This window comes from Kitasatospora sp. NPDC001603 (genome assembly GCF_040298365.1).
GTDB lineage: Bacteria > Actinomycetota > Actinomycetes > Streptomycetales > Streptomycetaceae > Kitasatospora.
In genome coordinates this window covers 18,662-41,962 of record NZ_JBEPAA010000039.1, presented here as the reverse complement: position 1 = coordinate 41,962, position 23,301 = coordinate 18,662, and the positions used below count along the sequence as shown (strand labels likewise).

General features: G+C 74.1%; 27 protein-coding genes. 8 read left to right on the top strand and 19 right to left on the bottom strand.

Annotation, left to right across the window (positions count from 1 at the left end; translation table 11 throughout):
- Positions 1 to 50 precede the first annotated feature (50 nt).
- Positions 51 to 1,151 carry a hypothetical protein gene (locus tag ABT263_RS23610; protein WP_352292993.1) on the top strand — a complete coding sequence of 367 codons (1,101 nt, stop codon included), beginning with the start codon at positions 51 to 53 and terminating at the stop codon, positions 1,149 to 1,151.
- A 23-nt stretch (positions 1,152 to 1,174) separates the two neighbouring features.
- On the opposite strand, the gene ABT263_RS23605 is transcribed toward ABT263_RS23610, so the two are convergent.
- The 6 genes from ABT263_RS23605 to ABT263_RS23580 all read right to left on the bottom strand — a co-directional run bounded on the left by ABT263_RS23605 (position 1,175) and on the right by ABT263_RS23580 (position 5,723).
- Positions 1,175 to 1,735 (bottom strand): GNAT family N-acetyltransferase, encoded by a 561-nt coding sequence (locus ABT263_RS23605; protein ID WP_352292991.1) that lies wholly within the window; start codon positions 1,733 to 1,735, stop codon positions 1,175 to 1,177.
- A gap of 189 nt (positions 1,736 to 1,924) precedes the next feature.
- Positions 1,925 to 2,824, bottom strand: coding sequence for a Gfo/Idh/MocA family protein (locus tag ABT263_RS23600; RefSeq protein WP_329486056.1), 900 nt, complete (start codon positions 2,822 to 2,824; stop codon positions 1,925 to 1,927).
- Between the two features lie 49 nt (positions 2,825 to 2,873).
- Positions 2,874 to 3,542 carry an O-methyltransferase gene (locus ABT263_RS23595; protein ID WP_352292989.1) on the bottom strand — a complete coding sequence of 223 codons (669 nt, stop codon included), beginning with the start codon at positions 3,540 to 3,542 and terminating at the stop codon, positions 2,874 to 2,876.
- A gap of 94 nt (positions 3,543 to 3,636) precedes the next feature.
- Complete coding sequence (locus ABT263_RS23590; protein WP_329486058.1) at positions 3,637 to 4,308, bottom strand: DedA family protein; 672 nt, start codon at positions 4,306 to 4,308, stop codon at positions 3,637 to 3,639.
- 285 nt (positions 4,309 to 4,593) lie between these two features.
- The gene (locus ABT263_RS23585; RefSeq protein ID WP_352292987.1) at positions 4,594 to 4,899 is read right to left on the bottom strand and encodes a hypothetical protein; all 306 of its coding nucleotides are present in this window, start codon (positions 4,897 to 4,899) and stop codon (positions 4,594 to 4,596) included.
- 251 nt (positions 4,900 to 5,150) lie between these two features.
- On the bottom strand, positions 5,151 to 5,723 hold the full coding sequence (locus tag ABT263_RS23580) for a hypothetical protein (RefSeq protein WP_352292985.1): 573 nt from the start codon (positions 5,721 to 5,723) through the stop codon (positions 5,151 to 5,153).
- Between the two features lie 153 nt (positions 5,724 to 5,876).
- Between ABT263_RS23580 and ABT263_RS23575 the strand changes: the two genes are divergently transcribed.
- Together ABT263_RS23575 and ABT263_RS23570 are read left to right on the top strand one after the other, a co-directional pair.
- On the top strand, positions 5,877 to 6,923 hold the full coding sequence (locus ABT263_RS23575; RefSeq protein ID WP_352292983.1) for a sensor histidine kinase: 1,047 nt from the start codon (positions 5,877 to 5,879) through the stop codon (positions 6,921 to 6,923).
- Positions 6,920 to 7,567 carry a response regulator gene (locus ABT263_RS23570; protein WP_352292981.1) on the top strand — a complete coding sequence of 216 codons (648 nt, stop codon included), beginning with the start codon at positions 6,920 to 6,922 and terminating at the stop codon, positions 7,565 to 7,567. Before ABT263_RS23575 ends, ABT263_RS23570 begins: the two co-directional genes overlap by 4 nt.
- Before the next feature lie 116 nt (positions 7,568 to 7,683).
- Here ABT263_RS23570 and ABT263_RS23565 read toward each other — a convergent pair whose 3' ends face one another.
- The 8 genes from ABT263_RS23565 to ABT263_RS23530 form a co-directional block, all read right to left on the bottom strand.
- Positions 7,684 to 8,130 (bottom strand): gas vesicle protein K, encoded by a 447-nt coding sequence (locus ABT263_RS23565; protein WP_352292979.1) that lies wholly within the window; start codon positions 8,128 to 8,130, stop codon positions 7,684 to 7,686.
- On the bottom strand, positions 8,127 to 8,378 hold the full coding sequence (locus tag ABT263_RS23560; protein ID WP_352292977.1) for a gas vesicle protein: 252 nt from the start codon (positions 8,376 to 8,378) through the stop codon (positions 8,127 to 8,129). The genes ABT263_RS23565 and ABT263_RS23560 overlap by 4 nt, the downstream gene beginning before the upstream one ends.
- Positions 8,375 to 9,184, bottom strand: coding sequence for a GvpL/GvpF family gas vesicle protein (locus ABT263_RS23555; protein ID WP_352292975.1), 810 nt, complete (start codon positions 9,182 to 9,184; stop codon positions 8,375 to 8,377). Before ABT263_RS23555 ends, ABT263_RS23560 begins: the two co-directional genes overlap by 4 nt.
- Positions 9,184 to 9,648: a gas vesicle protein gene (locus tag ABT263_RS23550; protein WP_329486067.1), complete on the bottom strand. Its 465-nt coding sequence runs from the start codon at positions 9,646 to 9,648 to the stop codon at positions 9,184 to 9,186. The genes ABT263_RS23555 and ABT263_RS23550 overlap by 1 nt, the downstream gene beginning before the upstream one ends.
- A gap of 52 nt (positions 9,649 to 9,700) precedes the next feature.
- A complete protein-coding gene (locus ABT263_RS23545) occupies positions 9,701 to 9,949 on the bottom strand; it encodes a gas vesicle protein GvpG (RefSeq protein WP_329486068.1) in 249 nt (82 codons plus the stop codon).
- Positions 9,950 to 10,007: 58 nt separating this feature from the next.
- On the bottom strand, positions 10,008 to 10,721 hold the full coding sequence (locus ABT263_RS23540) for a GvpL/GvpF family gas vesicle protein (RefSeq protein ID WP_352292973.1): 714 nt from the start codon (positions 10,719 to 10,721) through the stop codon (positions 10,008 to 10,010).
- 3 nt (positions 10,722 to 10,724) lie between these two features.
- Positions 10,725 to 11,174: a gas vesicle structural protein GvpA gene (locus ABT263_RS23535; protein ID WP_329486070.1), complete on the bottom strand. Its 450-nt coding sequence runs from the start codon at positions 11,172 to 11,174 to the stop codon at positions 10,725 to 10,727.
- 178 nt (positions 11,175 to 11,352) lie between these two features.
- Positions 11,353 to 11,730, bottom strand: a complete 378-nt coding sequence (locus ABT263_RS23530; RefSeq protein ID WP_352292971.1) for a gas vesicle protein GvpO — start codon at positions 11,728 to 11,730, stop codon at positions 11,353 to 11,355.
- A 207-nt stretch (positions 11,731 to 11,937) separates the two neighbouring features.
- On the opposite strand from ABT263_RS23530, the gene ABT263_RS23525 reads away from it, so the two are divergent.
- The 3 genes from ABT263_RS23525 (at position 11,938) to ABT263_RS23515 (ending at position 14,850) form a co-directional block, all read left to right on the top strand.
- Positions 11,938 to 12,945 (top strand): histone protein, encoded by a 1,008-nt coding sequence (locus ABT263_RS23525; RefSeq protein WP_352292969.1) that lies wholly within the window; start codon positions 11,938 to 11,940, stop codon positions 12,943 to 12,945.
- Positions 12,942 to 14,135, top strand: coding sequence for an SRPBCC family protein (locus tag ABT263_RS23520; protein WP_352292967.1), 1,194 nt, complete (start codon positions 12,942 to 12,944; stop codon positions 14,133 to 14,135). The genes ABT263_RS23525 and ABT263_RS23520 overlap by 4 nt, the downstream gene beginning before the upstream one ends.
- A 157-nt stretch (positions 14,136 to 14,292) precedes the next feature.
- Positions 14,293 to 14,850 carry a DUF6296 family protein gene (locus ABT263_RS23515; protein ID WP_352292965.1) on the top strand — a complete coding sequence of 186 codons (558 nt, stop codon included), beginning with the start codon at positions 14,293 to 14,295 and terminating at the stop codon, positions 14,848 to 14,850.
- 246 nt (positions 14,851 to 15,096) lie between these two features.
- Here the strand turns inward: ABT263_RS23515 and ABT263_RS23510 are convergent, their stop codons facing one another.
- The 3 genes from ABT263_RS23510 to ABT263_RS23500 form a co-directional block, all read right to left on the bottom strand.
- Complete coding sequence (locus ABT263_RS23510) at positions 15,097 to 15,525, bottom strand: SsgA family sporulation/cell division regulator (RefSeq protein WP_352292963.1); 429 nt, start codon at positions 15,523 to 15,525, stop codon at positions 15,097 to 15,099.
- A gap of 401 nt (positions 15,526 to 15,926) precedes the next feature.
- Entirely contained in the window at positions 15,927 to 17,252 is a 1,326-nt protein-coding gene (locus ABT263_RS23505) for a pentapeptide repeat-containing protein (protein ID WP_352292961.1), read from the bottom strand.
- A gap of 202 nt (positions 17,253 to 17,454) precedes the next feature.
- The gene (locus ABT263_RS23500; RefSeq protein ID WP_352293050.1) at positions 17,455 to 18,240 is read right to left on the bottom strand and encodes a serine/threonine-protein kinase; all 786 of its coding nucleotides are present in this window, start codon (positions 18,238 to 18,240) and stop codon (positions 17,455 to 17,457) included.
- Positions 18,241 to 18,562: 322 nt separating this feature from the next.
- On the opposite strand from ABT263_RS23500, the gene ABT263_RS23495 reads away from it, so the two are divergent.
- On the top strand, positions 18,563 to 19,141 hold the full coding sequence (locus ABT263_RS23495) for a TetR family transcriptional regulator C-terminal domain-containing protein (protein ID WP_352292959.1): 579 nt from the start codon (positions 18,563 to 18,565) through the stop codon (positions 19,139 to 19,141).
- Between the two features lie 351 nt (positions 19,142 to 19,492).
- Here the strand turns inward: ABT263_RS23495 and ABT263_RS23490 are convergent, their stop codons facing one another.
- Positions 19,493 to 20,467 (bottom strand): quinone oxidoreductase family protein, encoded by a 975-nt coding sequence (locus ABT263_RS23490; protein ID WP_352292957.1) that lies wholly within the window; start codon positions 20,465 to 20,467, stop codon positions 19,493 to 19,495.
- A gap of 71 nt (positions 20,468 to 20,538) precedes the next feature.
- A complete protein-coding gene (locus tag ABT263_RS23485) occupies positions 20,539 to 21,942 on the bottom strand; it encodes an MFS transporter (RefSeq protein ID WP_352292955.1) in 1,404 nt (467 codons plus the stop codon).
- 89 nt (positions 21,943 to 22,031) lie between these two features.
- Here ABT263_RS23485 and ABT263_RS23480 point away from each other — a divergent pair, with 89 nt between their 5' ends.
- Positions 22,032 to 22,466 (top strand): ArsR/SmtB family transcription factor, encoded by a 435-nt coding sequence (locus ABT263_RS23480; protein ID WP_352292954.1) that lies wholly within the window; start codon positions 22,032 to 22,034, stop codon positions 22,464 to 22,466.
- The last annotated feature ends 835 nt before the right edge of the window (positions 22,467 to 23,301 follow it).

Below are 23,301 nucleotides of genomic sequence, written 5' to 3'. Positions count from 1 at the left end.
CAGCGGAGGGCTGTGCGCTGTCAATGCCGCCGTACCGCCACAATGTCGCCATGAGGTTGATCCACACCCTGGCCGGCGCACTGATCCTGGTGCTCACCGTCGCGAGCATCCTGCGCACCCTGGTCGTGCCGCGCGGCCTGTACTCCTCCCTGGTGCACCGGCTCTGGCGGGGCCTGCGGGCGCTGCTGCGGCTGTCCGCCACGCCCTTCGGCGGCTACCGCGCCCAGGACCGGGCGCAGACCTGGCTGGCGCCGCTGGTCCTGCTGGGCATGCTCGGGGTGTGGCTCGGCAGCATGCTGCTCGCGTACACCCTGCTGCTGCACGGCACCTCGCGGCTGGACTGGGCGGTCTCCTTCCGGGAGGCCGGCTCCAGCCTCTTCACCCTCGGCTTCGCCAGCGGGGACCGGCTCCACCTCTCGGTCATCGACTTCATGGCCGCCGCCAGCGGCCCGCTGGTGATCGCCCTGCAGATCGCCTACCTGCCGACCCTGTACGGCGCCTACAACCGCCGCGAGGTGGAGGTGACGCTCCTCAAGTCCCGGGCCGGCGAACCCGCCTGGGGCCCGGAGCTGCTGGCCCGGCAGTCCCTCGTGGACACCGAGACCGCGCTCCCCCAGCTCTACCGCGACTGGGAGCGGCTCGCCGCCGACATCGGCGAGAGCCACTCCAACTACCCCGTACTGCTGTCGTTCCGCTCCCCGCAGCCGAACCGCAGCTGGGTGGTGGGCCTGATCGCCGTCATGGACGCCGCCGCGATCCACCTGGCGATCAACCCGCGCTCGGCGCCGCCCGAGGCCCGCCTCGTCCTGCGGGCCGGCTTCACCGCGCTGCGCGACGTCGGCAGCTCGCTGCGCGTCGCCTTCGACCCGGACCCGGCGCCGGACAGCCCGATCCGCCTCAGTTTCACCGAGTTCGACGCGGCGGTGGCGATGATCACCGCCGCCGGGTTCCCCCGCGAACGCTCCGCCGCCGACGCCTGGCCGCACTTCCACGGCTGGCGCGTCAACTACGAGGCCCTGGCCTACGAACTGGCCCGCCGCAGCGACGCCGTGCCCGCCCTGTGGACCGGCCCGCGCGACTTCACCGCCCCGCCCATCCCCCCGGCCCGCCCCGCCGACCGCCGACCGGAGGCACCGCCCCAGGGCCGGTAGGCCGGCGGCCACCCGGCCGGGCGTCAGTTCCCGGGTGCGCCACCGTCGGGCAGTCGGCACGCCCGGGCCATCGCCACCAACGGCGGCGCCTCGGCGGTGGGCGGGACCTCGTTGACGACCTGGTAGCCCCACGCCTCGTACAGGGCGAGCACCTTGCCGCCGCCGGCCGCCGGGTTGACCATCAGCATGACGCGCCCCTCGCCACGGCCGCCCACGAGCCCCTCGTGGATCCGGCGCGCAGCACCGGTGCCGCGCCAGCGTGCGCGCACCCCCAGCTCCCTGAGCGCGAAGGTCGGCGCGGCCGTCAGCTCCGGAGGTGACGCCCTGGCCAGCCGGGCCCACCAGCGGTCGCCGGACTCCACGGTGTTGCCGTACGCGTACCCGACCGGCTCGGTGCCGTCGTACCCGAGGACGGCCTCGAACCCCGGCTGCCCGCCGTGCAGCTCCAGGCGCTCGACGAAGGCCGCGACGGCGTAGTTCGGCAGGTGCAGCAACGGCGCCCGCACCTCCGCGTACAGCGCGACCAGCGCCCGGCGCAGGGCCGCCGTCAGTTCCCGGTGGTGGCGCAGCACCGTCTCCGTCATGGGGCAGCCCTCTCCGGCTCGCGAACGTCCTGCTCCCACGGTTCCGCACGAACACCGCCCGCCGCCAGAGGGGGTTCGGCACACCGCCGAACCGGCCGAGCACGTCGGCCGCGCTCCGGGACCGGGTAGCGCGGCCCCGGCCGTGGGGCGGCGGTCGACGTCGGACGGCCGCCGCACGGGCGCGGCGCGTCAGACGTCGACCGGGGCGGCGGTGGCCAGCGAGCGCTCGGCGGCGGAGAGGATCTCGACCACCCGCAGGCCGAAGGCCGCGCCGCAGGGGTGGGGCTCGCCGGTGCGGGCGGAGTCGCGCAGGGCGTCCAGGGCGCGGTGGAGCGCGGCCAGCGGGCCCTCGCCGCGCTCGGGGAGGTGGACGACGCCCGACTCGCCGCGCAGCTCCATGCCCGTGCCGCCGGCCGCGAGCGGGGCGGTCAGGCTGAGCGCGAGGGTGCTGGACGCGCCGCCGGCGTGCAGCAGCACGAGGTGGACGGTGTCCCGGGGGCCGGCGACCGCGGTCACCCGGACCGCGTCGCCCAGCACCGGGAGCAGCACCGAGAGCGCGTGGGGGCCGACGTCCCAGAGCGCGCCCTTCTCCTGCCGCCAGGGCGAGGCCGCGTACGGGCTGGTGCTGTCGGGGGCGAAGACCGAGCCGAGCCAGTCGGAGCGGCCGGTGAACCAGCCGCCGGTGGCGGCCTGCTTCTCGATCCACGGCAGCTGCTCGCCGCCGAAGCGGACGGTGAAGAAGACCACCGTGGCGACGCCGTGCGCCTCGGTGGCCTGGACGACCCGCCGGGCGTCCGGGACGGTCAGCGCGACCGGCTTGTCCAGCAGCAGGTGGCAGCCGGCCTCGGCGGCGCGCACCGCGAGGTCCGCCTGGACGGTCGGCGGCAGCGCGATGGAGACGGCGTCCACCTCGGCGAGCAGCCGGTCGAGGTCCTGGTGGCCGGGCACGCCGTGCGCCTCGCCGAGCGCGGCGGCCGCCTCGGGCCGGCGGCCCCAGACGCCCGCGAGCTCGAAGTCGGGGTGCTCCGCCAGTACAGGCGCGTGCACCCGCTCCGCCCAGGGGCCGGTGCCCAGCAGTCCGATCCGCATGCTCTCTCTTCTCCCTCGCTCGTCCCTGCCCGGCGCCGTCGCGCACTGCTCAGCGCTGGACGCGGGCCAGGGTGAAACCGTCGTAGCCCTTGCTGCCGACCGTCTGTACGGAGGTCGCGGACACCCGCGGCTCGGCGGCGATCAGGTCGTGCAGCCGGCGGATCGCGACCACCGCCGGGTCGTCGCTGTCCGGGTCGGCGACGGCGCCGCGGCGCACCACGTTGTCGACCACGATCAGCGAGCCCGGGGCGGTGAGCTCCAGCGCCCGGGCGAAGTACTCGGGGTTGCTCTGCTTGTCCGCGTCGATGAAGACCAGGTCGAACGGCTCGGCGCCGTCCGCCACCAGCGCGGCCAGCGAGTCGGCGGCGCGGCCGAGCCGGACCTCGGCGACCTTCTCCAGGCCCGCCCGGGCGAGGTTCGCCCGGGCGACCCCGGCGTGCGCCGGGTCGATCTCCAGGGTGATCAGGGTGCCGTCGGCGGGCAGTGCCCGGGCCAGCCAGATCGCGCTGTAGCCGCCGAGCGTGCCGACCTCCAGGATGCGCCGCGCGCCCTGGGTGAGGGCCAGCAGGTGCAGCAGCTTGCCCTGGTTGGGCGCCACCGCGATGGGCGGCAGCCCCGCGGCTTCGGCGGCGGCCGTCGCGGCCTCCAGCGCCGGGTCGTGCCCGACCAGCCGCTCGGAGAAGTAGGCATCCACCGCGTCCCACGTCTGCTCTGCCACAACGCCCTCCACCTGCTGCTTTACATGCCACCGCCGGGGTAGCCCGATGCTACCCCGGCGGGAAGACAGCTCTGCTGGAACGCTCCGGTGCCGATCAGTCCACCGCGGGAGCGCCCACCGCGGGCTCGGCGGCGGCCGCCGCCGCCTCCTCGGCCTCGCGGGCCCGGGCGGCCTTGCCGGCCCGGCGCTTCATCAGCCAGGCCGAGAGGGCGCCGCCGGCCGCGGCCAGCAGCAGACCCACCCAGGAGAAGCGCGACAGCCACTGCTCGGCGACCTTGCCGACCTGGTACACCAGCAGGGTGGTGCCGCCGGCCCAGACCACGCCGCCCAGCACGTTGGCGATCAGGAACTTCCAGTACGGCATCTTCAGCGCGCCCGCGAGCGGGCCGGCGAAGATCCGCAGCAGCGCGATGAAGCGGCCGAAGAAGACCGCCCACATGCCCCACTTCTGGAACGAGCGCTCGGCACTGGCCAGGTGGTCCGGCCCGAAGTGCTTGGGGAACTTCCGTCCGAGCTTCTCGAACAGCGGCTTGCCGCCCTTGCGCCCGATCGAGTAGCCGATCGAGTCGCCGATGATCGCCCCGAGGATCGCGCAGACCGCGACCCAGACCGGGCTGACCACACCGCGGGCGGACAGCAGGGCCGCCGACACCAGGGCGATCTCGCCGGGCAGCGGGATGCCCAGGGACTCCAGCCCGATGATCAGCGCGACCAGGGCGTACACCGCACCCGGCGGGACGCTCTCGATCCAGGCGTCGATGTGCAAGGCCGTACCTCCGTGGCAGGACGAGATCCGTTCGTGGGACGGGCCGTGCCCGGTCCGGATGGGTCTCGACGACGATCCGATGGCGGCACCAGGCCGCTCCCCGAAAGATGCAGCCTAACGTGCCGGGCGGCCTGTCCCCCCGGCCGATCACCCCCGATTACGACGTACGACACACCTCCGTGGTTCCGGGTGGCGGCACCCGGCGTCGGGAAGCGGGGCCGGGCCCGCACGCCCCGGCGGACGGTGGCCCGGTGGTCGGTGTCGGAGCGCGGGCGGCGTCCGGGGTCAGACGCGGTACGCGGCGACGTAGCGGGCGGGGTCCCGGTGGAGGTCGCCGTGCCAGCGTCGCAGGCACCGGTCGGCGAACGTGCTGCCGGTCTCGACGAGGTCGTCCAGCGGGTCGAGGTAGGCGGGGACGTGCGGAGGCTCGACGCCGGCGGCGACGCGGGCGGACAGGCCGGCCCGGGCGAGGCGGAGGAGTTCGGCGGCGAGGGGTCGGACGGGGTCGCCACCGAGCTTGGCGGACAGGCCCAGGGCGGGGAGCGTGGCGAGTGCCGCGTGATGGTCCTGCGGGGTGTAGTGGCCGAGCAACTCCCAGGCTGCGGCCCGGGATTCGGGGTGATACGTCAGACCGGTCCACAGGGGACGGCGACCCGGCCCCGCGCTCCGGACACCGGGTGCAGGAGGGAACGCGGGAACGCAAAGCTCGTATCGAACATCGACACCGCACCTCTCCGCCGCGGGACTCCCGCCCAGCCTCGACGAGGAATCGTTCGCATGCCACCCAGCGGCACCCATCCGGCGACCGCCCGGCGGCGCCGGGCCGGCCCCGCGGCGACGGATCAGCGCGCGCCGGCCCCGGAACGGCGGTGGTAGTCCACGGTGACGATCGCGAGCAACGGGCCCCAGAGCAGCAGCGGGGCGTAGCAGAGGGTCATGGCCAGACCGGCCAGGCCGTGCGGGGCCTCCGGGTTGCCCATGGCGTCCGGGCCGTACCACCCGCCGAAGGCGGCGGCGAAGGTGAGCGCGGTGACCGCCACCGCCCCCAGCCCGGCGGGGACCACGGCGGCCCACGGACGCACCCGGCGGCCGCCGATCAGCGGCAGCCAGCGGGGGGTGACCCGGCCCCAGGGGCGGACCAGGCCCAGGGTGAGGAAGGCCAGCGTCTCGGCGAGCGCGCTCAGGGCGAGCACGTAGAGGGTGGCCCAGCCCGGCATGTGAGCCGTCATCTGCCGTTCCATCGCCCCGGAGAATCCGACCGGGACGCCGACGCCCAGGGCGACCCGCCAGAGCCCGGACGGGACGGCGGTCAGCGCCGCGACCTTGGCCACCCGGACCGCCCACGGTGCGGCGGGCCGGTACGGGAGCGGGGTGGCGACGGCACTGGCGGTGGGGGCGACCGCGGTGTCCAGCATCGGAGTTCCTCTCGTCGTTCGGTGTGCCTCCAGCCTGGCGGCGGGGCCGGTACCGGCGGCAGATGCCGATCGGGAGGTCCGCGGGCGCCCCGCCGCCCCGGCCTGTGCCGTTCGGCACGGGTGGCGGCGCCGCCCGGTGCATAGGCTGGGCGCATGATCGGGGAATGGGGGAGCATCGTGCCGGTGCTCGCGGTGGCGGCCGCACTGCGGATCAGGCGGCCACGGCCGACGGCGGCGGCGGGGGTGGTCTCGCTCGCGCTGACCGCCGTCGGGGCGGCGCTGGGCGGCTTCGGCGAGGACGGCCCGGCGGGGACGGTCGGGGTGGCCGAACTGATCGGGCTGCTGGTCCTGGTGACGATGACGGTGCGCACCGGCCGGGGCCGGGTGGCCGTCGGGGTCCTGGCCGCGGCGCTGCTCTGCTGGCCGCTGCGCTATGCCGCGCCGGTCGAGGGCTGGCAGCAGGTCGGACTGCTCGGCTTCGGCGCGGTCGGGGCCCTGGGGGCGGCGCTGGTCGGCTTCTACCTCTGGTCGCTGGACGGCCTCCGGTGCCGCGAGGTGGCGGCCGCGCGCCGGGCCGAACAGCTGGAACTCGCCCACGACCTGCACGACTTCGTGGCCCACGACGTCAGCGGGATGGTCGCGCTGGCCCAGGCCGGCGGCTTCCTGGCGGAGCCGCACCCCGAACTGGCCGAGGTGTTCCGGCGGATCGAGCAGTCCGGCCAGCAGGCGCTCTCCTCGCTGGACCGGACGGTCGCCCTGCTGCGCACCCCGGACGAGGACGCTGCCGGCCGCCGGGCCCCGCAGCCCGGCCTGGCCGAACTCCCCGCGCTGGCCGAACGGTTCACCGCCTCCGGGGCCCCCGAGGTCCGGCTCGACCTGCCGGAGCGGCCGGTCGGCCGGGAGGCCGGGGCCACCGTCCACCGGATCGTGGCCGAGGCGCTGACCAATGTCCGGCGGCACGCCCCCGCCGCCCGGTCGGTCACCGTGTCCTTCCGCCGACTCGACGGGCAGCGGCTGGAGTTGACCGTCGCCGACGACGGCGGAGCGGTGGAGAGCCCGCCCCGGCACCGGGGCGGGCACGGGCTGAGCGCCCTGGCCGCCCGGGTCGAGGCGCTCGGCGGTACGCTCGACGCCGGGCGCGCCGGGCAGGGCTGGCTGGTCACCGCCACGTTTCCGCTGCCGGCCGAAGGGGCCTCATGAGCATCCGCGTCCTCCTGGCCGACGACCACGACGACATCCGCGCGGCCTACCGGATGATCCTGGACGCCCAACCCGACCTCACCGTGGTGGCGGAGGCCGCCGACGGCCTCGCCGCGTTCGAACAGGCCCGCCTGCTCCGCCCCGACGTGGTGCTGGCGGACATCCGGATGCCGAAGCTGGACGGCCTGGAACTGACCCGGCGACTGGCCGGGCCCGAGGTGGCCGACCCGCTGCGGGTGGTCGTGGTGACCACCTTCGACCTGGACGAGTACGTGCACGCCGCGCTCCGGCACGGCGCGGCCGGCTTCCTGCTCAAGCGGTCCAGCCCCGCCCTGCTGGTCGAGGCGGTCCGCGCGGCGGTGGCCGGTGACACCCTGATCAGCCCGCAGGTCACCGTCCGGCTGCTGCGTCAACTGGCCGCCCCCGCCCCGGCGTCGCCGCAGGCGGAGCCCGCCGAGCCGCTGACCCCGCGGGAGACCGAGATCGCCGGGCTGGTCTCGGGCGGGGCGACCAACGCGGAGATCGCCGAGCAGTTGTTCATCTCGGCCGGCACGGTCAAGAACCACCTGGCGAACATCCAGCGCAAGCTCGGCGTGCGGAACCGGGTCGGCATCGCCGCCTCGGTCTGGGGCGACCGCCGATAGCGGGAGGGCCGCCGACGGCCGGACGGCCGCCGATGGCGGGGGCCACCGATGGCGGGACGGCCGGTGACAGCGGGACGGCCGCCGACGGCGGGACGGCCGGTGATGCCGGGGGCCGGCTACGGGGGCGGTAGGAGGCTTCCCAGCGGGCCGAGGTCGAGGTTCAGGTCCGCGCGGTTCAGGCCGTAGCGGGCGCAGAGGTCGTCCATCCTGTCGTGAAGCGCCATCAGGGTCGCACCGAGTCGCTCCTCCTGCTCCTCGCTGAGGTCCCCGGCGTCGACCCGGCGCAGCGCCTGGCGCTCCATGAGCTGCCGCAGGAGTTCGACCAGGGTGAGCACGAGCTGGACCAGGTCCCGTTCGACGTTCTCGGGGTCGGTGCCGTCGGTGTTGATCCTGCGGGCCGGGTGGGGCTGCCGGTCCCGCACCCGACGGCCGTCCCCGGGGGACGCGGGCAGCAGGCGGAACGCGCGATCGGCGGCCGCGGCGACCTCCGCGTAGCGACGGTCCCGGCCATCGCGGTCGGCGCGGCCGGCACCGCCGGCGCGGTCGGCGTCCGAGGGGCTCACGGCGCATCACCGCCGAGCCGCCTGCCGTCCTGCCACGGAGAGAGCTCCGGGCCGCTGATCGAGACGATCAGGGCCCGCAGCGAGATGCGCACGAGGTCGACGTCGGCGACGGACAGCACGATGTCGCCGGTGAGGACGACACCCCCGCCCAGCAGCCGGTCCAGGAGGTCGACGAGGGCGATCCGGCGGTCCGGCAGCGGCTCCTGCCCGCCGTACCGGTCGCCCGGCCCGGGCTGCTGACCGTTCATACCGGCCGTCCACCACCCGTCGGCTCGTCCTGGGGCAGGACGGCGAAGGAGTAGGGCGCCCACGGGCCGGTGACCTCGACGCGGACCCCGTTCAGCCCCTGCCCCGCCCGCAGGACGTCCTCGCGGAACACCCCGGCCCGCTCCACGGGCACCAGGTAGGCGTCGTTGAGCACGTTCTCGCCCTGCTCCCCCACCGGCTCCCCGCTGTGGACGCGGTGGTGCGCCCGGGCCACCGCCAGTCGGGCCGCGGCGGCCTCGACCCGGGCCGCCGCCTGTTCCGCGGCGCGGTAGCGCTCCGCGTGCCGGTCGCGCACGGCCCTCCGGGCGTGCAGGTACGCCCGGCCCGGCCCGACGTCCGCGGGCGGCGGACCCTCGGGCACCGGATCCGGTGCCGGAGCCTCGACATAGATCTTCACGCCCCATTCGACCTGCGCCGCGAGCCGGTCGAGCGCCGCCGTGAACTCGTCCTGCCGGGCGTCGAGGGCGCTGCGCACGCCGTCGTCGTCGAAGTACACCGTCGCGAGGCGCAGCGGGAGGACGGTGGTGACCGCGGCGAGCGCGGCGACCACGGCGTGGTGGGCCCGGGCCGCGGTTTCGAGCCACTGGAGGTCCTCCAGGTGCTCGGCGAGGGCGTCCTGCCGGAAGTCCTCGGCGGGGACGCGGCTGACGGCCGCCGCGAGCCCGGGGTCGTCGGCGTGCAGGAGCAGCACCGAGGCGCCGGCGATCCCGTGCGCGCCGGCGGCGGCGGGTCCGAGGGCTTCGGTGCTCCGGGCGATGGCGTAGGCGTAGACGACGGTGCCGGCCATCACTCCTCCCGGGTGCGTCGCGTGCGGGGCGCCGGGGCGGCGCGCTTCGCGCGTGCGGGGCGGCGGACGGGGGGCTCCTCGGCGGCCGGTGGCAGGCCCGGCTCCGCCCGCAGCCGGGCGAGTTCGCCGCGCAGGCGCTCGTTCTCGGCCTCCAGTTCCCGTGCCGGCTCCCGGTCGGCGGCCGGCAGGCGGTCGCCCCGGGCGCGCGAGGAGAGCGAGGGATCGTGCTCCCACCAGTCGATGCCCATCTCCTTGGCCTTGTCCACCGAGGCGACCAGCAGGCGCAGTTTGATGGTGAGCAGTTCGATGTCGAGCAGGTTGATCTGGATGTCGCCGGCGATGACGATGCCTTTGTCGAGGACGCGTTCGAGGATGTCGGCGAGGTTGGCGGAGGAGCCCTGGGCGTAAGGCGGTGCGGCTCGGGAGGAGGTGGAGCCGAACCTGTCGGCGATGGGTTGTGTCACGACCGTTCGGCCTTCCTCTCCTGGTTCGGGCCCCTGGCCGGGCCCGGGCGGGTCACGGCTCCCCGCGCTGCCATGCCCTGATCTCGTCCAGCCGGTCGAGGAGTTCGTCCTCCCGGCGGTCGAAGGTCTCCTCGTCGATGTCGCCGGCGAGCAGGGCCTGCTCCAGTTCGGCCAGTTCGCGTTCGACGGGCGCGGGATCGTAGTACTGCTGCTCGGCTGCTTCCTGGATGCGTTCGGCCACCCACACGGCGCCGCGGACGGGTGCCAGCGGCAGGGTGAGGATCTGCGTGATCAGACCCATGGCTTCCTCGCTTCCTCCGCATCATCTTCTCCGCGTCGTCTTCTCCGCGACCTCGGACTCAGACGAAGCTGTACGCGGGCAACGGACCGTGCAGGCGCAGGTCCACGCTGTCACCGAGTTCGGCGACGAGGCCCTTCTCGGCCGTCAGGAAGGCGTCCTCGGCGTCCCGGGCGACCAGGAAGGAGATGCTCAGGAAGACATCGCCGGACGGCGGGGAGGATCGCTCGTCGCGCGCGTGGGGCCGCAGCGCCTGGGTGATGCCGGCGGCGAGAGCCTCCTGGCGGGCGCGCACCTCCTGGGAGACGAGTTCGCCGAGCACCACCGGCGCGTCGGGGGCGGCGCGCCCGCCGCGGATCTCGTCGTTGAGGCGCCGGGCCTCCGGCGACTCCGCCAGGATCCGGCGCAACAGGCTCTCCTCGTCCTCGGTGGCCTTGAGGTGGAACTCGGCGCACCCGTCGAGTTCGCTCAGCCGGGCCGCGTACTGCTCGGCGTTTTCGGTGAGGGCCGCGCGGACGGCGTCGTCGTCGGGGGCGGTCAGGCCGAAGCGCAGCGGGAGAACCGTGCCGCCGGCCATGAGGCGCTCCTGCACCGCCTGGTGGGCGGCGAGGTCGCGGCGTTTGGCGCGCAGGCCGGGCGGCGCGTCGCTGACGACCGCGGTCAGCCGTCCGCTGTCGACGGTCCGCAGGGCGGCGGGGTCCGCTCCGACTCCCGCGAGGCCGCTCAGGTCGAGCGGATGCGTGCCGGCGACGATGGAGTAGACGTAGACGGCCATGGTTCACTCCTCGCGGTGCCGGGCCGGTCGGCGGGCCGGGCGCTCGCGCTTCTCGGCGGGCTCCTTCTCCTCGTCGCGGCCGCCGCGCACGGCGTCGGTGACGGCCTCGACGGCGCCGGTCAGCGCACCCTTGCTCTTGCCCTTGGCCCCGCCTTCGGTGACCTCGCCGACGATGTCGGTCAGTTGGGCGGGTGCCTTGCGCCCGGACTCCAGGTCCAGACGGTTGCAGGCCTCCGCGAACCGGAGATAGGTGTCCACGCTGGCGACCACGATGCGGGCGTCGATCTTGAGTATCTCGATCCCGACCAGGGAGACCCGGACGAAGACGTCGATGACCAGGCCACGGTCCAGGATGAGTTCGAGGATGTCGTACAGGTTGCCGGACCCGGCGCCGCCGGGCCCCGCACCGCGGGAGGCCACGCCCCCGCCTGCTGACTGCGGTACGACTGTCACGCTGGGCTCCGTTCCCGGTCGCTCGCAGCGATGTGCGGGTGACCGTTCCTCTCGTGTCGGTCGGGCGTTCCGGCGGCCGCGGTACGGCGGACCGGCCGGGACGGCGTTTCGGGCGCCGGCGAGTCTTCGGGCGATGACGCGTTCTCGGACGACGGCGCGGTCTTCGGGCGACGCCGAGTCAGAGCCGGTCGATCTGGCCCCGGCTGTACCGTCGCGTGCGCTCGTAGGCGACCAGTTCACCCTCTGCGTCCAGGGTGACCCGGTAGGTGGCCATCACACTGGTGGTGGGAGGAATCCGCTCCAGCTCCAGCACTTCGACGTCCGCCTGCCAGCCGTCCTCGGCGGGCTTCACCGCGGAGACCGACTCCGGGGCCCGGCCCAGCAGTTCTTCGAGCTGCCGGGCCGCACACCGGATGGCCTGCGGAGCGGACACCTTGCGCGGCCGCCGCCGTGGGGCCGCCGCGGCCCGCCGGGCCGTAGGAGTACGGGCCGGTGGGCTGTCCTCGTCGGAAGGACGCCGCGTCCTGCGCGCGGGCCCCTCGGGATCTGCGGCCATGACCATCTCCGGGCTGTTGTCCCGGCCGCACGCCTGCCCCGGGCCGGGATCAGGCAAACGCGCGCGCGCCGAATAGGAACATCCCAGCTGGGAACACGCGTCGGTGGGGCGGGGTGCGGCGACCCGGACCGCGACATGTGCACGAAGTGCTGCCCTCCGCGCGATGCTCCTCGGCCCTTTGGCCATGCCGCCTGAAGGGAAGACCTCATGAACGACACCACCAAGATCGCCCTCGCCGCCGCGGTCGCCGGCGGGTACGTCCTCGGTCGGGTGAAGAAGGGCAGGATGGCGTTCGCCGCGGCCACCTACCTGGCCGGCCGCCGCTTCGGCCTGGACCCGCGTCAGCTGGCGACCGAAGGGTTGCGCAAGCTCGCCGACACCCCCCAGATGGCGGAACTCAACGAACAGGTCCGCGGCGAGCTGCTCTCGGCCGGACGCAAGGCGGTCGCCGCCGCTGCCGACCGCCAGCTGACCAACCTCGCCGACACCCTGCGCGACCGGACCAGGAACATCGGCGCGAAGAAGCAGGAGGAACCGCCGGACGAGGACGAGGAGGAGTACGGGCCGGAGGAGGACGAGGACGAGCCGGCCGACTACGAGGAGGAGGACGCCGAGGAGGACGAGACGGAGGACACGGAAGACACGGGGGACGAAGAGGACGACGAGGCCGGTGACGACCGGGACGAGGACGAGGACCGGGAGCCGGAGGACGAACAGGGCGAGGACGAGGAGCCGCCGCCGGAGCCCCAGAAGCGCCGACGCAGCGCCCGCAAGGCGGACACGGAGGAGGAGGCCGAGCCCGAGCGGCCCCGGCGCCGCCGCCCGAGCGCGAGCGCCGCACCCCGCTCCCGGAGGCGGCCGCCGAAGGAGACGGACTCCGCCGAACCCGCCGCCGAGAAGCCCGCCCGGAAGAAGCCGGCTTCGGCCACAGCGCGCGAGAGCCGCCCCGCGGCCAAGAGGAGCGCGCCCACCGGCAAGGCGACCGCCGAGAAGACGGCGCCTGCCCGGAAGACGGCACCGGCCCGGAAGGCCGCGGCGAAGAAGACGGCGCCCGCCAAGAAGACGACGACCGCGGCCCGGGCGAAGCCCGCCGGCAAGGCGGCCGCGACCGCGAAACGGGCTCCCGCGAAGAAGGCCCCGGCCAAGAAGGCCACCGCCAAGAAGACCGCCGGGACGAAGCCGGCGGCCCGGTCCGGGCGCGGGAGGGCATCATGACCACCACGCAGCGCGGCGCCCCCGACACGGACGACGTCTCGGGCCTGGACAGGCTTCGCGAAGAGGTCGTCCACTACCTCGGCGCGCAGGCCGAACATCTCGCCGAGAAGGCCGGGGGCAAGCTCACCGAGGTGACCGACCAGCTCAGCGACGTCGCGGCGAACGGCGGGACCCTCCCCGCGGTCGGCGCCCGCGTCCTCCAGGGCGACTCCCCGGTGAAGGCCTTCGTCGGGGAGAAGGCCAAGAGCCTCAAGGACAACGTCGTCGGCAAGTTCAAGGAGGCCTTCGGCAAGGGCGGGAAGGGCGGCAAGAAGGCCGGCAGCACCAAGGTGATGAACATCGTCGAGGTGCTCGACGTCGGTGTCCCGCTGCGCCTCGCGTACGACCGGTGGACCCAGTACGAGCAGTTCAGCGGGTTCACCAAGGGCGTGCGCAGCGTCAACAAGGGCGATGACGTCAGCAGCGACTGGAAGGTCAAGGTGGGCCCCTCCACCCGCAGCTGGAAGGCGACGGTCCAGGAGCAGGTGCCGGACGAGCGGATCGTCTGGAGTTCGGAGGGCGCCAAGGGCACGACGCACGGCGCCGTCAGCTTCCACGAGCTGACCCCGACCCTGACCAGGATCGTCCTGGTCGTCGAGTACTTCCCCTCGGGGCTCTTCGAGAAGACCGGCAACCTGTGGCGCGCCCAGGGCCGCCGGTTGCGCCTGGACTTCAAGAACTTCCAGCGTTACGTCACTTTCGGTGACGACGAGGTCGACGGCTGGCGCGGGGAGATCCGCGACGGCGAGGTCGTCCGCACCCATGAGGAGGCCATGGAGGACGAGGAGGCGGCCGACCAGGACACCGAGGACGGCGAGGACACCGAGGTCGACGAGGACGACGAGGCGACCGGCCAGGACACCGAGGACGGGGAGGACACCGAGGTCGACGAGGACGACGAGGCGACCGGCCAGGACGCCGAGGACGACGAGGGGTACGACGACGAGGACGAGGAGCCGGAGGACGAGTACGCGGACGACGACTACGCCGAGGACGAGGACGAAGGGGAAGAGGAAGAAGCGGAGGAGGACGAGGGGTACGACGACGAGGACGAGGAGTACGGCGAGGACGAGGAGGACGAGGAGGCCGAGGACGAGGACGAGGACGAGGAGGCCGACGCCGACCGGCCGGCAGGCCGCGGCGGTCGCTGAGACGCGGCCGACCGCGCGGGCACGGCCCCGGTACGGGCCGTCCCCCGGCTGGGCGAACGATCGGTCCCGCTGCCGCGCCGCACCCCGTCCGGCGCGGCAAGGTGGGTCGCGTGCGCGTGCGTAGCGCACAGTCCGCCGAGTCCGCGAGGTGATTCGCATGTCCGAGGACGGGAGCGAGGCGTTCATCGCCGTCCGGCCCCGCCACGTCGTCCAGGCCACCGCGGACCGGCCGGCCCAGCACGCCGACGCCGCCGCCCGGGGAGCGCTGCGCGCCTACCGCTGGGCCCTGGAGCCCCACCGGCCCGCGCCGGTCACCGGCCGGGCCGTCGCCCTGCCGCTCCCCGGACTCGACCTCGCCGTGGAGGAGCGCGCCGCCATCGACGCCGCCCGCGACCCCGCGCTCCCCGAACCCGAACGCGCCCGGGCCCGCGGGCGCGGCCCACGCGCTGGGCTGGCTCCTCGGCTTCCGCCCGCTCACGGGGTGACCCCGATGACCATCTCCCCCGGCAGCGCCTACGCCCTGCGCCTGCGCGACGCGGTCGGCACGGTCCGCCCCGCCGTCGTGACGGCGAGCACCCGCACCGGTCCGGCCGGGCACCGCGTCTTCGCCGACAGCGACGGCGCCCTCCAGGTGGAGATCGCCTGCACCGGCGAGCACCGCATCCTGCGGAGCGTGCGAGGGCTGCGCATCATCTCCGCCGCCTGCCTGTCCTGACCCCCGGGCCGCCACCGGGCGCGGTCGGCCGTCACCGGGCGCGGTCAGCCGCCTGCGGGCGCGGTCAGGGGCCGGACGACGACTCCGGCCCCTGGCGGATGAATGGCTCCGACCCGACGGCCGGCTGCCACTGCGCGTCTACCCGGCCGGCGGACATGCACGCCGCCCGACGGGGTTGGTGCACCGCTCCCGCGACACCTCGTGCGGCGCCCGCCGCCGGGTTCGACCCCGCCGGCGTCCGGCCCGCTACGCCGTGCGCGAGTCCTGGCCGCTCTCCCGGTTGAGGAGGTGGCCGATACAGGCGTCCCAGTCGATGTGCCGGCCCTCGGTGCCCACGGGTACGGCCCGGTAGGTGCGGGCCAGGAAGTCGGCCAGGTCGCGGGTGCGGGCGAGCAGCAGGGCCACGCCACGGCTGTCCCCGTCTGAGATGGCGATCCAGGTGTGCTGCCGGTCGGCCGGTTCGATCCGGACGTCGCCCTCGCCGCAGACGCGCTCCAGCCCGGCGGCCAGCAGGTCACGGCCGAAGGTCCAGGACACGGGTACCGGTTCATCGGGGAAGAAGCAGTGGACGGCGTACGGGTCGCCGCTGCTGTAGGACAGCTCCACGGCTACCGACACGAGCGTGTCCGGGTCGGTCTGCAGGCACATCGTGGTGCGGGTCGGGAACACATCCATCCCTCTGGTCTCCCCAGTTTCGTCACGGCGGGTCTGCCGTCTGCCCCGCCGGAGCAATGTCACGCACCCCCATCCGGGTCGAGTTCGGCCGGACCGGCCGTCGGCGGGGCGGGCGACGGCCGCCGCGGTGACGACCGGGCCGCCGAAGCCGGCCGGCCCCCTCGGAGTCGGACGCCGCCGGTCCACGGCCTGACCGGCCTGCGCGAGCGCGCCACGATGCTGCGGGGCGACCTCACCACCGGCCCGGCCGCCGACGGCGGCTTCCAGGTGAGCCTCACCCTCCCCTGGGCTTCCGGGGTGAGTGCCTCGGGGTCGCAGCCATCGGCCCCGGAGCGAAGTCCAGGGCGGTGACCGAGGATCGACCGGCGACCGACGACGGGACACGTCGGAGGGCCACGACGTCACGCCCTCCACCCCTCCGGTGGCCGCAGGCGGCCCCAGCGGACGCTGGTGCCACTGAACTGCGCTTCCTCGCAGGCGACGACGCCCTCGGTCACCTGGGCACGGACGAAGGAGAGCATGCCCCCTGTGAACCTGGCGCGGTCGAGGGTGACCCTGCCCCCTCCGAACCGTGCGTGATGAAAGGTGACCGTGCTGCCGGTGAACTGTCCGTAGTCAAGTGTGATGGTGCCATCAGCGAACCGCGCGGCGTAGAAGCTGACCGTGCTGTCCGTGAATTCCGTATCGTCGAGGGCGACCACGCCGCCGACGAACTGCGCGTGGTCGAAGCTGACCGTGCCACCTTTGAACTGCGCACGGTGGAAGGCGAGCGAGCCGGCGGTACACCTCGCATGGTTGATGGTGACGGTGCTGTCGGTGAACCGCGCCCGCTCGAAGCTGACCGTGCCACCATTGAACTCGGCCTCGTCGAGGGCGACCGTCCCGCCACTGAACCGCGCGTCGTGGAACGTGATTGTTCCGGACGGGTCGAACAGAGCGCCACGAAGGGCGACAGTACCGCTGCTGAACCGCGCCTCGTCGAAGTTGACGGTGCCGCCGTCGAATCGGGCTTTGTCGAACCTGACCGTGCAGCTGCTGAACCGTGCGCCGCGAAAGACCACCGTGCCATCGCTGAACCGCGCTTCGTCGAAGATGAACGAATCTCCGATGAATTCGGCACCGGCGAAGGAGACGCTGCCGTGGAAGTGGCTGCCGGAGAAGTCACCTCCGTCGAAGGTGGCGCGCGTGAAATCAAGAGCGTAGGCCGACCAGGACGTCCGTTCCTGCCGCCCCTGAAGGTGGTCGCGAATGACCCGGATGATGGTGTGCCGGACCTCCCGTTCTCCCTTCCGGTACCTCTCGGACTCGGGGTCCCATTCATAGGGCATGCGCAGATAAGCGCACAGCACATCGATGCAGACCTGGCGTTGGTCCTCCCAGTCATCGGCCAGCCGGGCCATCGCGTACACGCCGGCAAGGCGTACCGCCGGTGTGTCATGGCCGAGCTGGCCGGCCGCGGTGGTGTAGCGCTCGGCGAACTGGGTGGCGTCCGACCGATGAGCTTCCCCTTCGGCGATTCGCTGTTTCCGGTAGGCGTAGACGCCGGCGAGCACCGCACCAAACACCGTCAGAATGGCGATGGTGAGTCTGATGGCGTCTGCCGCGCTGGTGGTCTCTGCGGAGTTCGGCCCGTCGGCCGGCCCTTCCGTGAGCCGACTCACCAACCAGTACCCACCGATTCCGGCACAGCAGACCGCGACAACAGCAAGGCAGGCCACGATCCACACAGGCCATAGGTCTGGCGCGTACCGACCGCTTGGATTCTGCGATCGGCGTTGCCACCAGCGTCCACGGGTCACCACTGCAGCATGCCCGAGCCCGGAACTTGGAGGTGGCCGTGGGACCCCCGGCCTCTCGCACGTCACCTGAGCGGAGCATCACGGCGCCATCGGCGTTGACGGCTTGAGTCGCGTCAGATCCGACGTTCCGCTACGGAGAGTCCGTCTCCCCGATGCGTGCGGCGGAACGCAACGCGGTCACGAACTCCCGACACGATCTGTAGCGATCCGCAGGAGGCTTGGCCAGGGCTTTCGCCATCACGCGGTCGACGGTCGGCGCGATGCCCGGGCACTTCCGGGACAAGTCCGGCGGCGGCTCGTACTGGTGCGCCCACAACAGCGCGAGGTCATTGTCACGCTGGAACACCGGTTCACCGGTCAGGGCCTCGTAGACGACGCAGGCCAGACCGTACAGATCGGACCTCCCGTCCCCCGGACTGCCCAAGATCTGCTCCGGCGCGACGTAGTCCACGGTTCCGATGAAGTGCTCCAACACGATGGGGGCGTCCGGTGATTTCGTGATCCCGAAGTCCGTGAGATATGCATAGTAGGGATCTTCGCTGCCGCTGCTCCTGGCAACCAGGATATTCCCGGGCTTCACATCCCCGTGGACGAGATCGTGCTCGTGCGCCGCATCCAGTGCCGACGCCACTTGCCCGGCGATGAGCAGCGCAGTCGTCACGGGAAGGCGCCCGTCCCGGTCCAGCAGGGCTCCCAGGTCCAGCTCGACACAGCGCATGGCGATGTACAGGAAACCGTCGAACTCCCCAGCCGCGAAGATCGGCACGATATGTGGATGGTCGATAGCCGCGGCAACACGCGACTCTCGGATGAAGCGTCGACGGAAGACGTCATCCCGCGCCAGCTCGGGCGCGAGCAGCTTCAGCGCCACCATGCGGTTCAACCGCAAATCCTTCGCCTGATAGACGACGGCCATCCCGCCACGGCCGATCTCGCGTTCCAGCTGGTAGCCGGCGATCTGCGCGCCGATCAAAGAGCCACCGTCCTCGACGATCGCCGCCCGGAGTCGTGACCGGGCCACACTGAGACCACTGGGCAGGGCCAGAAGGAGGAGGCCGGTCCAGGGAACTCGCCTCCGTGCTGGAGTCTAACCACCAGGGCAGGAATCTGACCGTTTGCCTGAGGTTCGGGCGGGTTGTCGCACCTCTGTCCGTATCCGGTGCACCGGGCTGTGGTTCGGCTTCCCGGTCCGGTCTTGCCCGGTTCCGCTGTAACGAGTGGTAGGTACACTGAGCGGCATGACGAAGAAGGAGGCGCTGACCCGCGCCGCGGCCGAACTCCTCTGGGAACGCGGGTACACCGGCACCAGTCCGGCCAAGGTCCTGGAGCGCGCGCAGGCCGGGCAGGGCAGCATGTACCACCACTTCTCCGGCAAGGCGGAGCTGGCGCTGGCGGCCATGGCGCGGATGAGCGAGGAGCTCCGCACCCGGGCCGAGACCGCGCTGGGCGGCGAGGGCGGGGCCGTCGACCGGGTCAACGCGTTCCTCGACCTCGAACGCGACCCGCTGGCGGGCTGCCGGATGGGGCGACTGACCCAGGACTACGACATCGTCACCGACGAGCGCCTCCGCGCCCCGCTGGCCGAGTTCTTCGGCTGGCTCGACGAACGGCTGACCGCGGTACTCGCCGAGGGAGTGCGTACGGGCGAGCTGCGGCCCGGCACCGACCCGGCGGCGACGGCCTCCCTGGTCATGGCGGCCGTGCAGGGCGGGTACGTCCTGGCCCGGGCCCAGCAGCAGCCCGCGGCCTTCGACCGGACGGTCGAGGGGCTCCGGCGGGTTCTGGCCGACCTCCGGGCCCACTCGGACGGGAACTGACGACGAGGGTGCGCGCCGCGGCACGCACTCGGCCGCCCCGCCCCGCCGGCAGGCCCTACCGGACGCGGCCTGACGCCGCACTCGTGGCAGCCAGGGGCGTAGCCTGCCGGGATTCCCGCGGCTGAGCCGTCGGTGGGGCGGTGACCTGGCCGGCTCCGGCGCTCCTCCCGGCCTGCGGTCCGCCCTCCCGGGCCGAAGGGGCGATCCGCAACATGCGGGGGGACCGGGAAAGGTGCGGCGGGTGACCGGAACAGCAGGCCGCCGAGCACAGCGGGGACCTCGTGACGACTCCGTACCGTGGCCGGCGGGCGCCCCGGGGAGCCGGTGACGGGGGCGCCCGCACAGCGGCGGTCAGGCGGTGGGGAGCAGGAGGAGTTTGCCGGTGGTGTGGCCGGACTGGAGGGCGGTGTGGGCCGCGGCGGCATCGGCGAGGGGGTGCCGTGCGGCGATGGTGAGGGTGAGGCGGCCCTCGCGCAGCCAGTCGAAGACCTCGGCCGCGCGGGCACGCAGTTCGGTGGGGTCGGTGGCGTGGTCGACCAGGGTGGGGCGGGTCAGGAAGACGGAGCCGTGGCCGGCGAGGGACTGGGGGTCGAGGGCGGGGGCCGGGCCCGAGGCGGCACCGGCCAGGACGAAGGTGGCGCGGCGCGCCAGGCAGGTCAGGCCGGCGCCGAAGGTGTCGCGGCCGATGCCGTCGAAGACGACGTCCACGCCGCGGCCGCCGGTCAGCTCGCGCGCCCGGGCGGCGAACTCCTGCTGGGTGCGGACGATCACCTCCTCGGCACCGGCCGCGGCGGCGGCGGCGGCCTTGGCCGGGCTGGAGACCGTGCCGATCACCCGGACCCCGGCGGCGGCGAGCAGGCGCGTCAGGTGGGAACCCAGGCCGCCGGCGGCGGAGTGGACCAGCGCGGTGGCGCCCTTGCGGGCGGGCCAGGTGCTGGTGGTCAGGTAGTGGGCGGTGAGGCCCTGGAGGAGGACGGCAGCGGCATCGGTGTCGGGGATGTCGTCGGGCACCGGCACGGTGGCGTCGGCCCGCACGACGACGAGTTCGGCGTAGCTGGCGGGGGCGGCCCACCAGGCGACGCGGTCGCCGACGGCGGGTGAGGTGACGCCGGGGCCGGTGGCGACGACGGTGCCGGCGCCCTCGCAGCCGGGGGTGAAGGGGACGGTCGCGCCGGTACGCCCCTCGCGTTCGTAGACGTCCTTGAAGTTGACGCCGATGGCGCCGGTACGGACCAGGACCTCGCCGGGGCCCGGCACCGGGTCCGGAAGGTCGACGGGGGTGAGGGCCTCGGGGCCGCCGGGCTGGTGGACCACCACTGCACGCATGGGTGTTCGTTCTCCTCGGATCGTCGGTCGGGATGGGAGGGGGAAGGCCGGGGGGCCGGGGCTGCTCGGGGTCAGCGCACGCTGCGGTGCACCGCCCAGCTGACGGCCACGAAGCCGGCCGCGACCAGCGCCAGGCAGATGCGCAGGCCGCCGGCGCCGGTGCCGGCCAGGACCGGGCCGAACAGGGCGATCGCGACCGCTCCACCGATCTGGCGGAAGGCGTTGAGGGAGCCGGAGGCGAGCCCGGAACGGTCGGGGGGCAGGGCCCGCAGCGCCAGGGTGGGCAGCGAGGGGCCCATCAGGCCGGCGCCGAGCCCGAGCAGGCAGCTGCCGGCCGTGAACAGCCACCAGTCGGGGGTGGCGGCCAGCGGCAGCAGGGTGAGGGCGCCTACGGCGGCGGTGGCCGCGCCGATGATCAGCAGGGCCCGCACCCCGGTGCGCTGGACGGCGCGGGCCAGGACGAAGGAGGCCAGGCTCCAGCAGAGCGCGAAGGGGACGAAGGCGAGGCCGGCCCCGAGCGCGTCCCGCCCCCAATGGCGTTGCAGGTGCAGGGAGATGGCGAATTGAGCGCCGTAGGCACCGAACTGGTAGAGCGCGCCGACGGTGAGGGCGGGGGTGAAGCCGGGGCGGCGGAAGGCGTCCAGGGGCAGCACGGGGTGGGCGGCGCGGCGTTCGGCGACGACGAAGGCGACGGCGGCGGCGAGGGTGATGGTGGCCAGGACCAGGGTCAGGGGCGCGCTCCAGCCCAGCGCTCCGGCCTGGACCAGGGTGCCGATGCCGGAGCCGACCAGGGCCGCAGTGGCGAGCTGGCCCGGCACGTCCAGCCGGACGGCGCGCACCGGCGAGGGGGCCACCTTGCGCCCGCAGACCACGGCTGCGGCCAGTCCGATCGGGACGTTGACCAGGAAGATCGCCCGCCAGCCGACGCCCGCGGTCAGCGCGCCACCCGCCACCGGACCGGCCACCAGGGCCAGCGAGCTGACGCCGCCCCAGATGGTGAAGGCCCGGGCACGGGCGGCGCTTTCGGGGTACATGTGCGCGATGACCGCCAGGGAGGCGGGCAGCAGGCCGCCCGCGGCCACGCCCTGGACGGCGCGGGCGGCGATCAGGGCCCCGATGCCGGGGGCGGCCGCGCAGGCGGCCGAGGCCGCGACGAAGAGCAGCAGGCTGACCTGGAACAGGCGGCGGGCACCGAGCTTGTCGGCGAGGGCGCCGCCGCCGAGCAGACAGGCGGCCATGGCGACGGTGTAGGCGTTGACCGTCCACTCCAACGCGGCCAGGGAGCCGCCGAGTTCGGCGCTGAGGTCGGGCAGGGCGACGTTGAGCGCGCTCCCGTCCAGCAGGACCATGAAGAAGCCGAGGCAGACCGAGCCGAGGGCGCCCGCGCCGGGCCCGGAGGTGCCGGCCGGCCCGCCGGCGCCGGGGCGGCGGCGCGGGAGCAGGGCGCGCCCGGGGGTCTCGATGGCCTCGCTCATCGGGGCGGCCCTCCTTCGGATGGGAAGTCGTCGGTCCTGGTCCGCGAGAGGCGTTCGCGGTCTATAGTGTTCGATGGAGGTCGATCACCATGAATGAAAGTCGCATCCGTGACGGTTCGTCAAGTGCGTTGACTCCGGCGGGTGACAGCCTCTCCCGACGGGCGCGCGGCCTGGAGCACACGGACCCGGCGGCGGTGACGCTGCACGAGGTGCTGCAGGTGCTCGCCGATCCGGTGCGGCGCACGATCGTGCGCGAGCTGGCCGGCAGCGCGGACTGGAGTCGCGCCTGCGGCACCTTCGAACTGGGCGTCAGCAAGGCGACCCGGAGTCACCACTTCACGGTGTTGCGCCAGAGCGGCCTGGTCGAGCAGCGCGACGCCGGCGCCCGGCGCTACAACCGGCTGCGCCGAGCCGAGTTCGACGCGCGCTTCCCCGGCCTGCTCGCCCTCGTCCTGGCGGAGGACACGACCGGCACCAGCAGACCCTCCGACGGCGCCGACTGCGCTCCGGGCATTGCCAGTTGACAAACCCTGTCATAGCTTTGTCGCAAACAACGGACGCGCGGGGACGGCCGCGGGCCGCACCGGCCACCCCTCGCGGGGTGCGCCAGGGGGCGGGCCCGGGCCGTTCCAGGCAGCCGGAGCCCGACCGCCGGCCGCGGGACTTCCCCGCGGTCGCCCTCGGGGCCGCGCCACGCGGGCCCGAGACCCTTCGGCGAACGGAGCCGGAATGCGAGTGGCGAACGCGTCCGACAGCACCGGCATCGAGGGTCCCTCCTCTCGGGGGCGATCGGCGCACCGGGACGGCGGCGGTGGCGGAGCGGTGGCGGAAGCGGTGGCGGAGCGGTGACGGTGGCGGAGCGGTGACGACGACCGAGCGGTGACGGAACGGCGGCAGTAGCGGTGACGGTGACGGAGCGGGAGCGGCGGTGACATGGTGACGACAGCGGAGCAGCCGGCGACGGGCCGGCGGCCGGGGCGCTTCCGCCCGGAGCGGCACGCCGAGCAGACCCGGCCGGCCGTCGGCCAGGTGTCGCCCGACCACCGCTCGCGCCTGGAGACGGACAACCCCCGCCGCTCGCCGCGGACACGCGGCCGGCTCGCCGCAGGCCCGGCCGTACCACCGGCCGAGCGCGGCGCCGACCGGGCGCGGGCCGGTTCCGCGCGGGCGCAGGCCGCCACCGCACAGACCGGGCCGCCCGGGGAGCCCGGGGCGATGGAGCGCACACCCGGACGCCCGTCGGCGGGAGTCGGGAGCCGACAGGAGGCCCGGCAGGCACCCGCGGCCCAGCGGTCGCAGGTCTCGACGGCGCGGGCGGCGGTCGGGACGGGGATCGGGGCGAAGGACGGACCGCACTGC

Excerpts from the sequence above, each read along its gene's own strand:
- ABT263_RS23610 (WP_352292993.1), top strand. The coding sequence starts at position 51 with ATGAGGTTGATCCACACCCTGGCCGGCGCACTGATCCTGGTGCTCACC.
- ABT263_RS23605 (WP_352292991.1), bottom strand. The coding sequence starts at position 1,735 with ATGACGGAGACGGTGCTGCGCCACCACCGGGAACTGACGGCGGCCCTG.
- ABT263_RS23600 (WP_329486056.1), bottom strand. The coding sequence starts at position 2,824 with ATGCGGATCGGACTGCTGGGCACCGGCCCCTGGGCGGAGCGGGTGCAC.
- ABT263_RS23580 (WP_352292985.1), bottom strand. The coding sequence starts at position 5,723 with ATGCTGGACACCGCGGTCGCCCCCACCGCCAGTGCCGTCGCCACCCCG.
- ABT263_RS23575 (WP_352292983.1), top strand. The coding sequence starts at position 5,877 with ATGATCGGGGAATGGGGGAGCATCGTGCCGGTGCTCGCGGTGGCGGCC.
- ABT263_RS23570 (WP_352292981.1), top strand. The coding sequence starts at position 6,920 with ATGAGCATCCGCGTCCTCCTGGCCGACGACCACGACGACATCCGCGCG.
- ABT263_RS23560 (WP_352292977.1), bottom strand. The coding sequence starts at position 8,378 with ATGAACGGTCAGCAGCCCGGGCCGGGCGACCGGTACGGCGGGCAGGAG.
- ABT263_RS23555 (WP_352292975.1), bottom strand. The coding sequence starts at position 9,184 with ATGGCCGGCACCGTCGTCTACGCCTACGCCATCGCCCGGAGCACCGAA.
- ABT263_RS23545 (WP_329486068.1), bottom strand. The coding sequence starts at position 9,949 with ATGGGTCTGATCACGCAGATCCTCACCCTGCCGCTGGCACCCGTCCGC.
- ABT263_RS23540 (WP_352292973.1), bottom strand. The coding sequence starts at position 10,721 with ATGGCCGTCTACGTCTACTCCATCGTCGCCGGCACGCATCCGCTCGAC.
- ABT263_RS23530 (WP_352292971.1), bottom strand. The coding sequence starts at position 11,730 with ATGGCCGCAGATCCCGAGGGGCCCGCGCGCAGGACGCGGCGTCCTTCC.
- ABT263_RS23525 (WP_352292969.1), top strand. The coding sequence starts at position 11,938 with ATGAACGACACCACCAAGATCGCCCTCGCCGCCGCGGTCGCCGGCGGG.
- ABT263_RS23520 (WP_352292967.1), top strand. The coding sequence starts at position 12,942 with ATGACCACCACGCAGCGCGGCGCCCCCGACACGGACGACGTCTCGGGC.
- ABT263_RS23515 (WP_352292965.1), top strand. The coding sequence starts at position 14,293 with ATGTCCGAGGACGGGAGCGAGGCGTTCATCGCCGTCCGGCCCCGCCAC.
- ABT263_RS23510 (WP_352292963.1), bottom strand. The coding sequence starts at position 15,525 with ATGGATGTGTTCCCGACCCGCACCACGATGTGCCTGCAGACCGACCCG.
- ABT263_RS23500 (WP_352293050.1), bottom strand. The coding sequence starts at position 18,240 with ATGGCCGTCGTCTATCAGGCGAAGGATTTGCGGTTGAACCGCATGGTG.
- ABT263_RS23495 (WP_352292959.1), top strand. The coding sequence starts at position 18,563 with ATGACGAAGAAGGAGGCGCTGACCCGCGCCGCGGCCGAACTCCTCTGG.
- ABT263_RS23490 (WP_352292957.1), bottom strand. The coding sequence starts at position 20,467 with ATGCGTGCAGTGGTGGTCCACCAGCCCGGCGGCCCCGAGGCCCTCACC.
- ABT263_RS23485 (WP_352292955.1), bottom strand. The coding sequence starts at position 21,942 with ATGAGCGAGGCCATCGAGACCCCCGGGCGCGCCCTGCTCCCGCGCCGC.
- ABT263_RS23480 (WP_352292954.1), top strand. The coding sequence starts at position 22,032 with ATGAATGAAAGTCGCATCCGTGACGGTTCGTCAAGTGCGTTGACTCCG.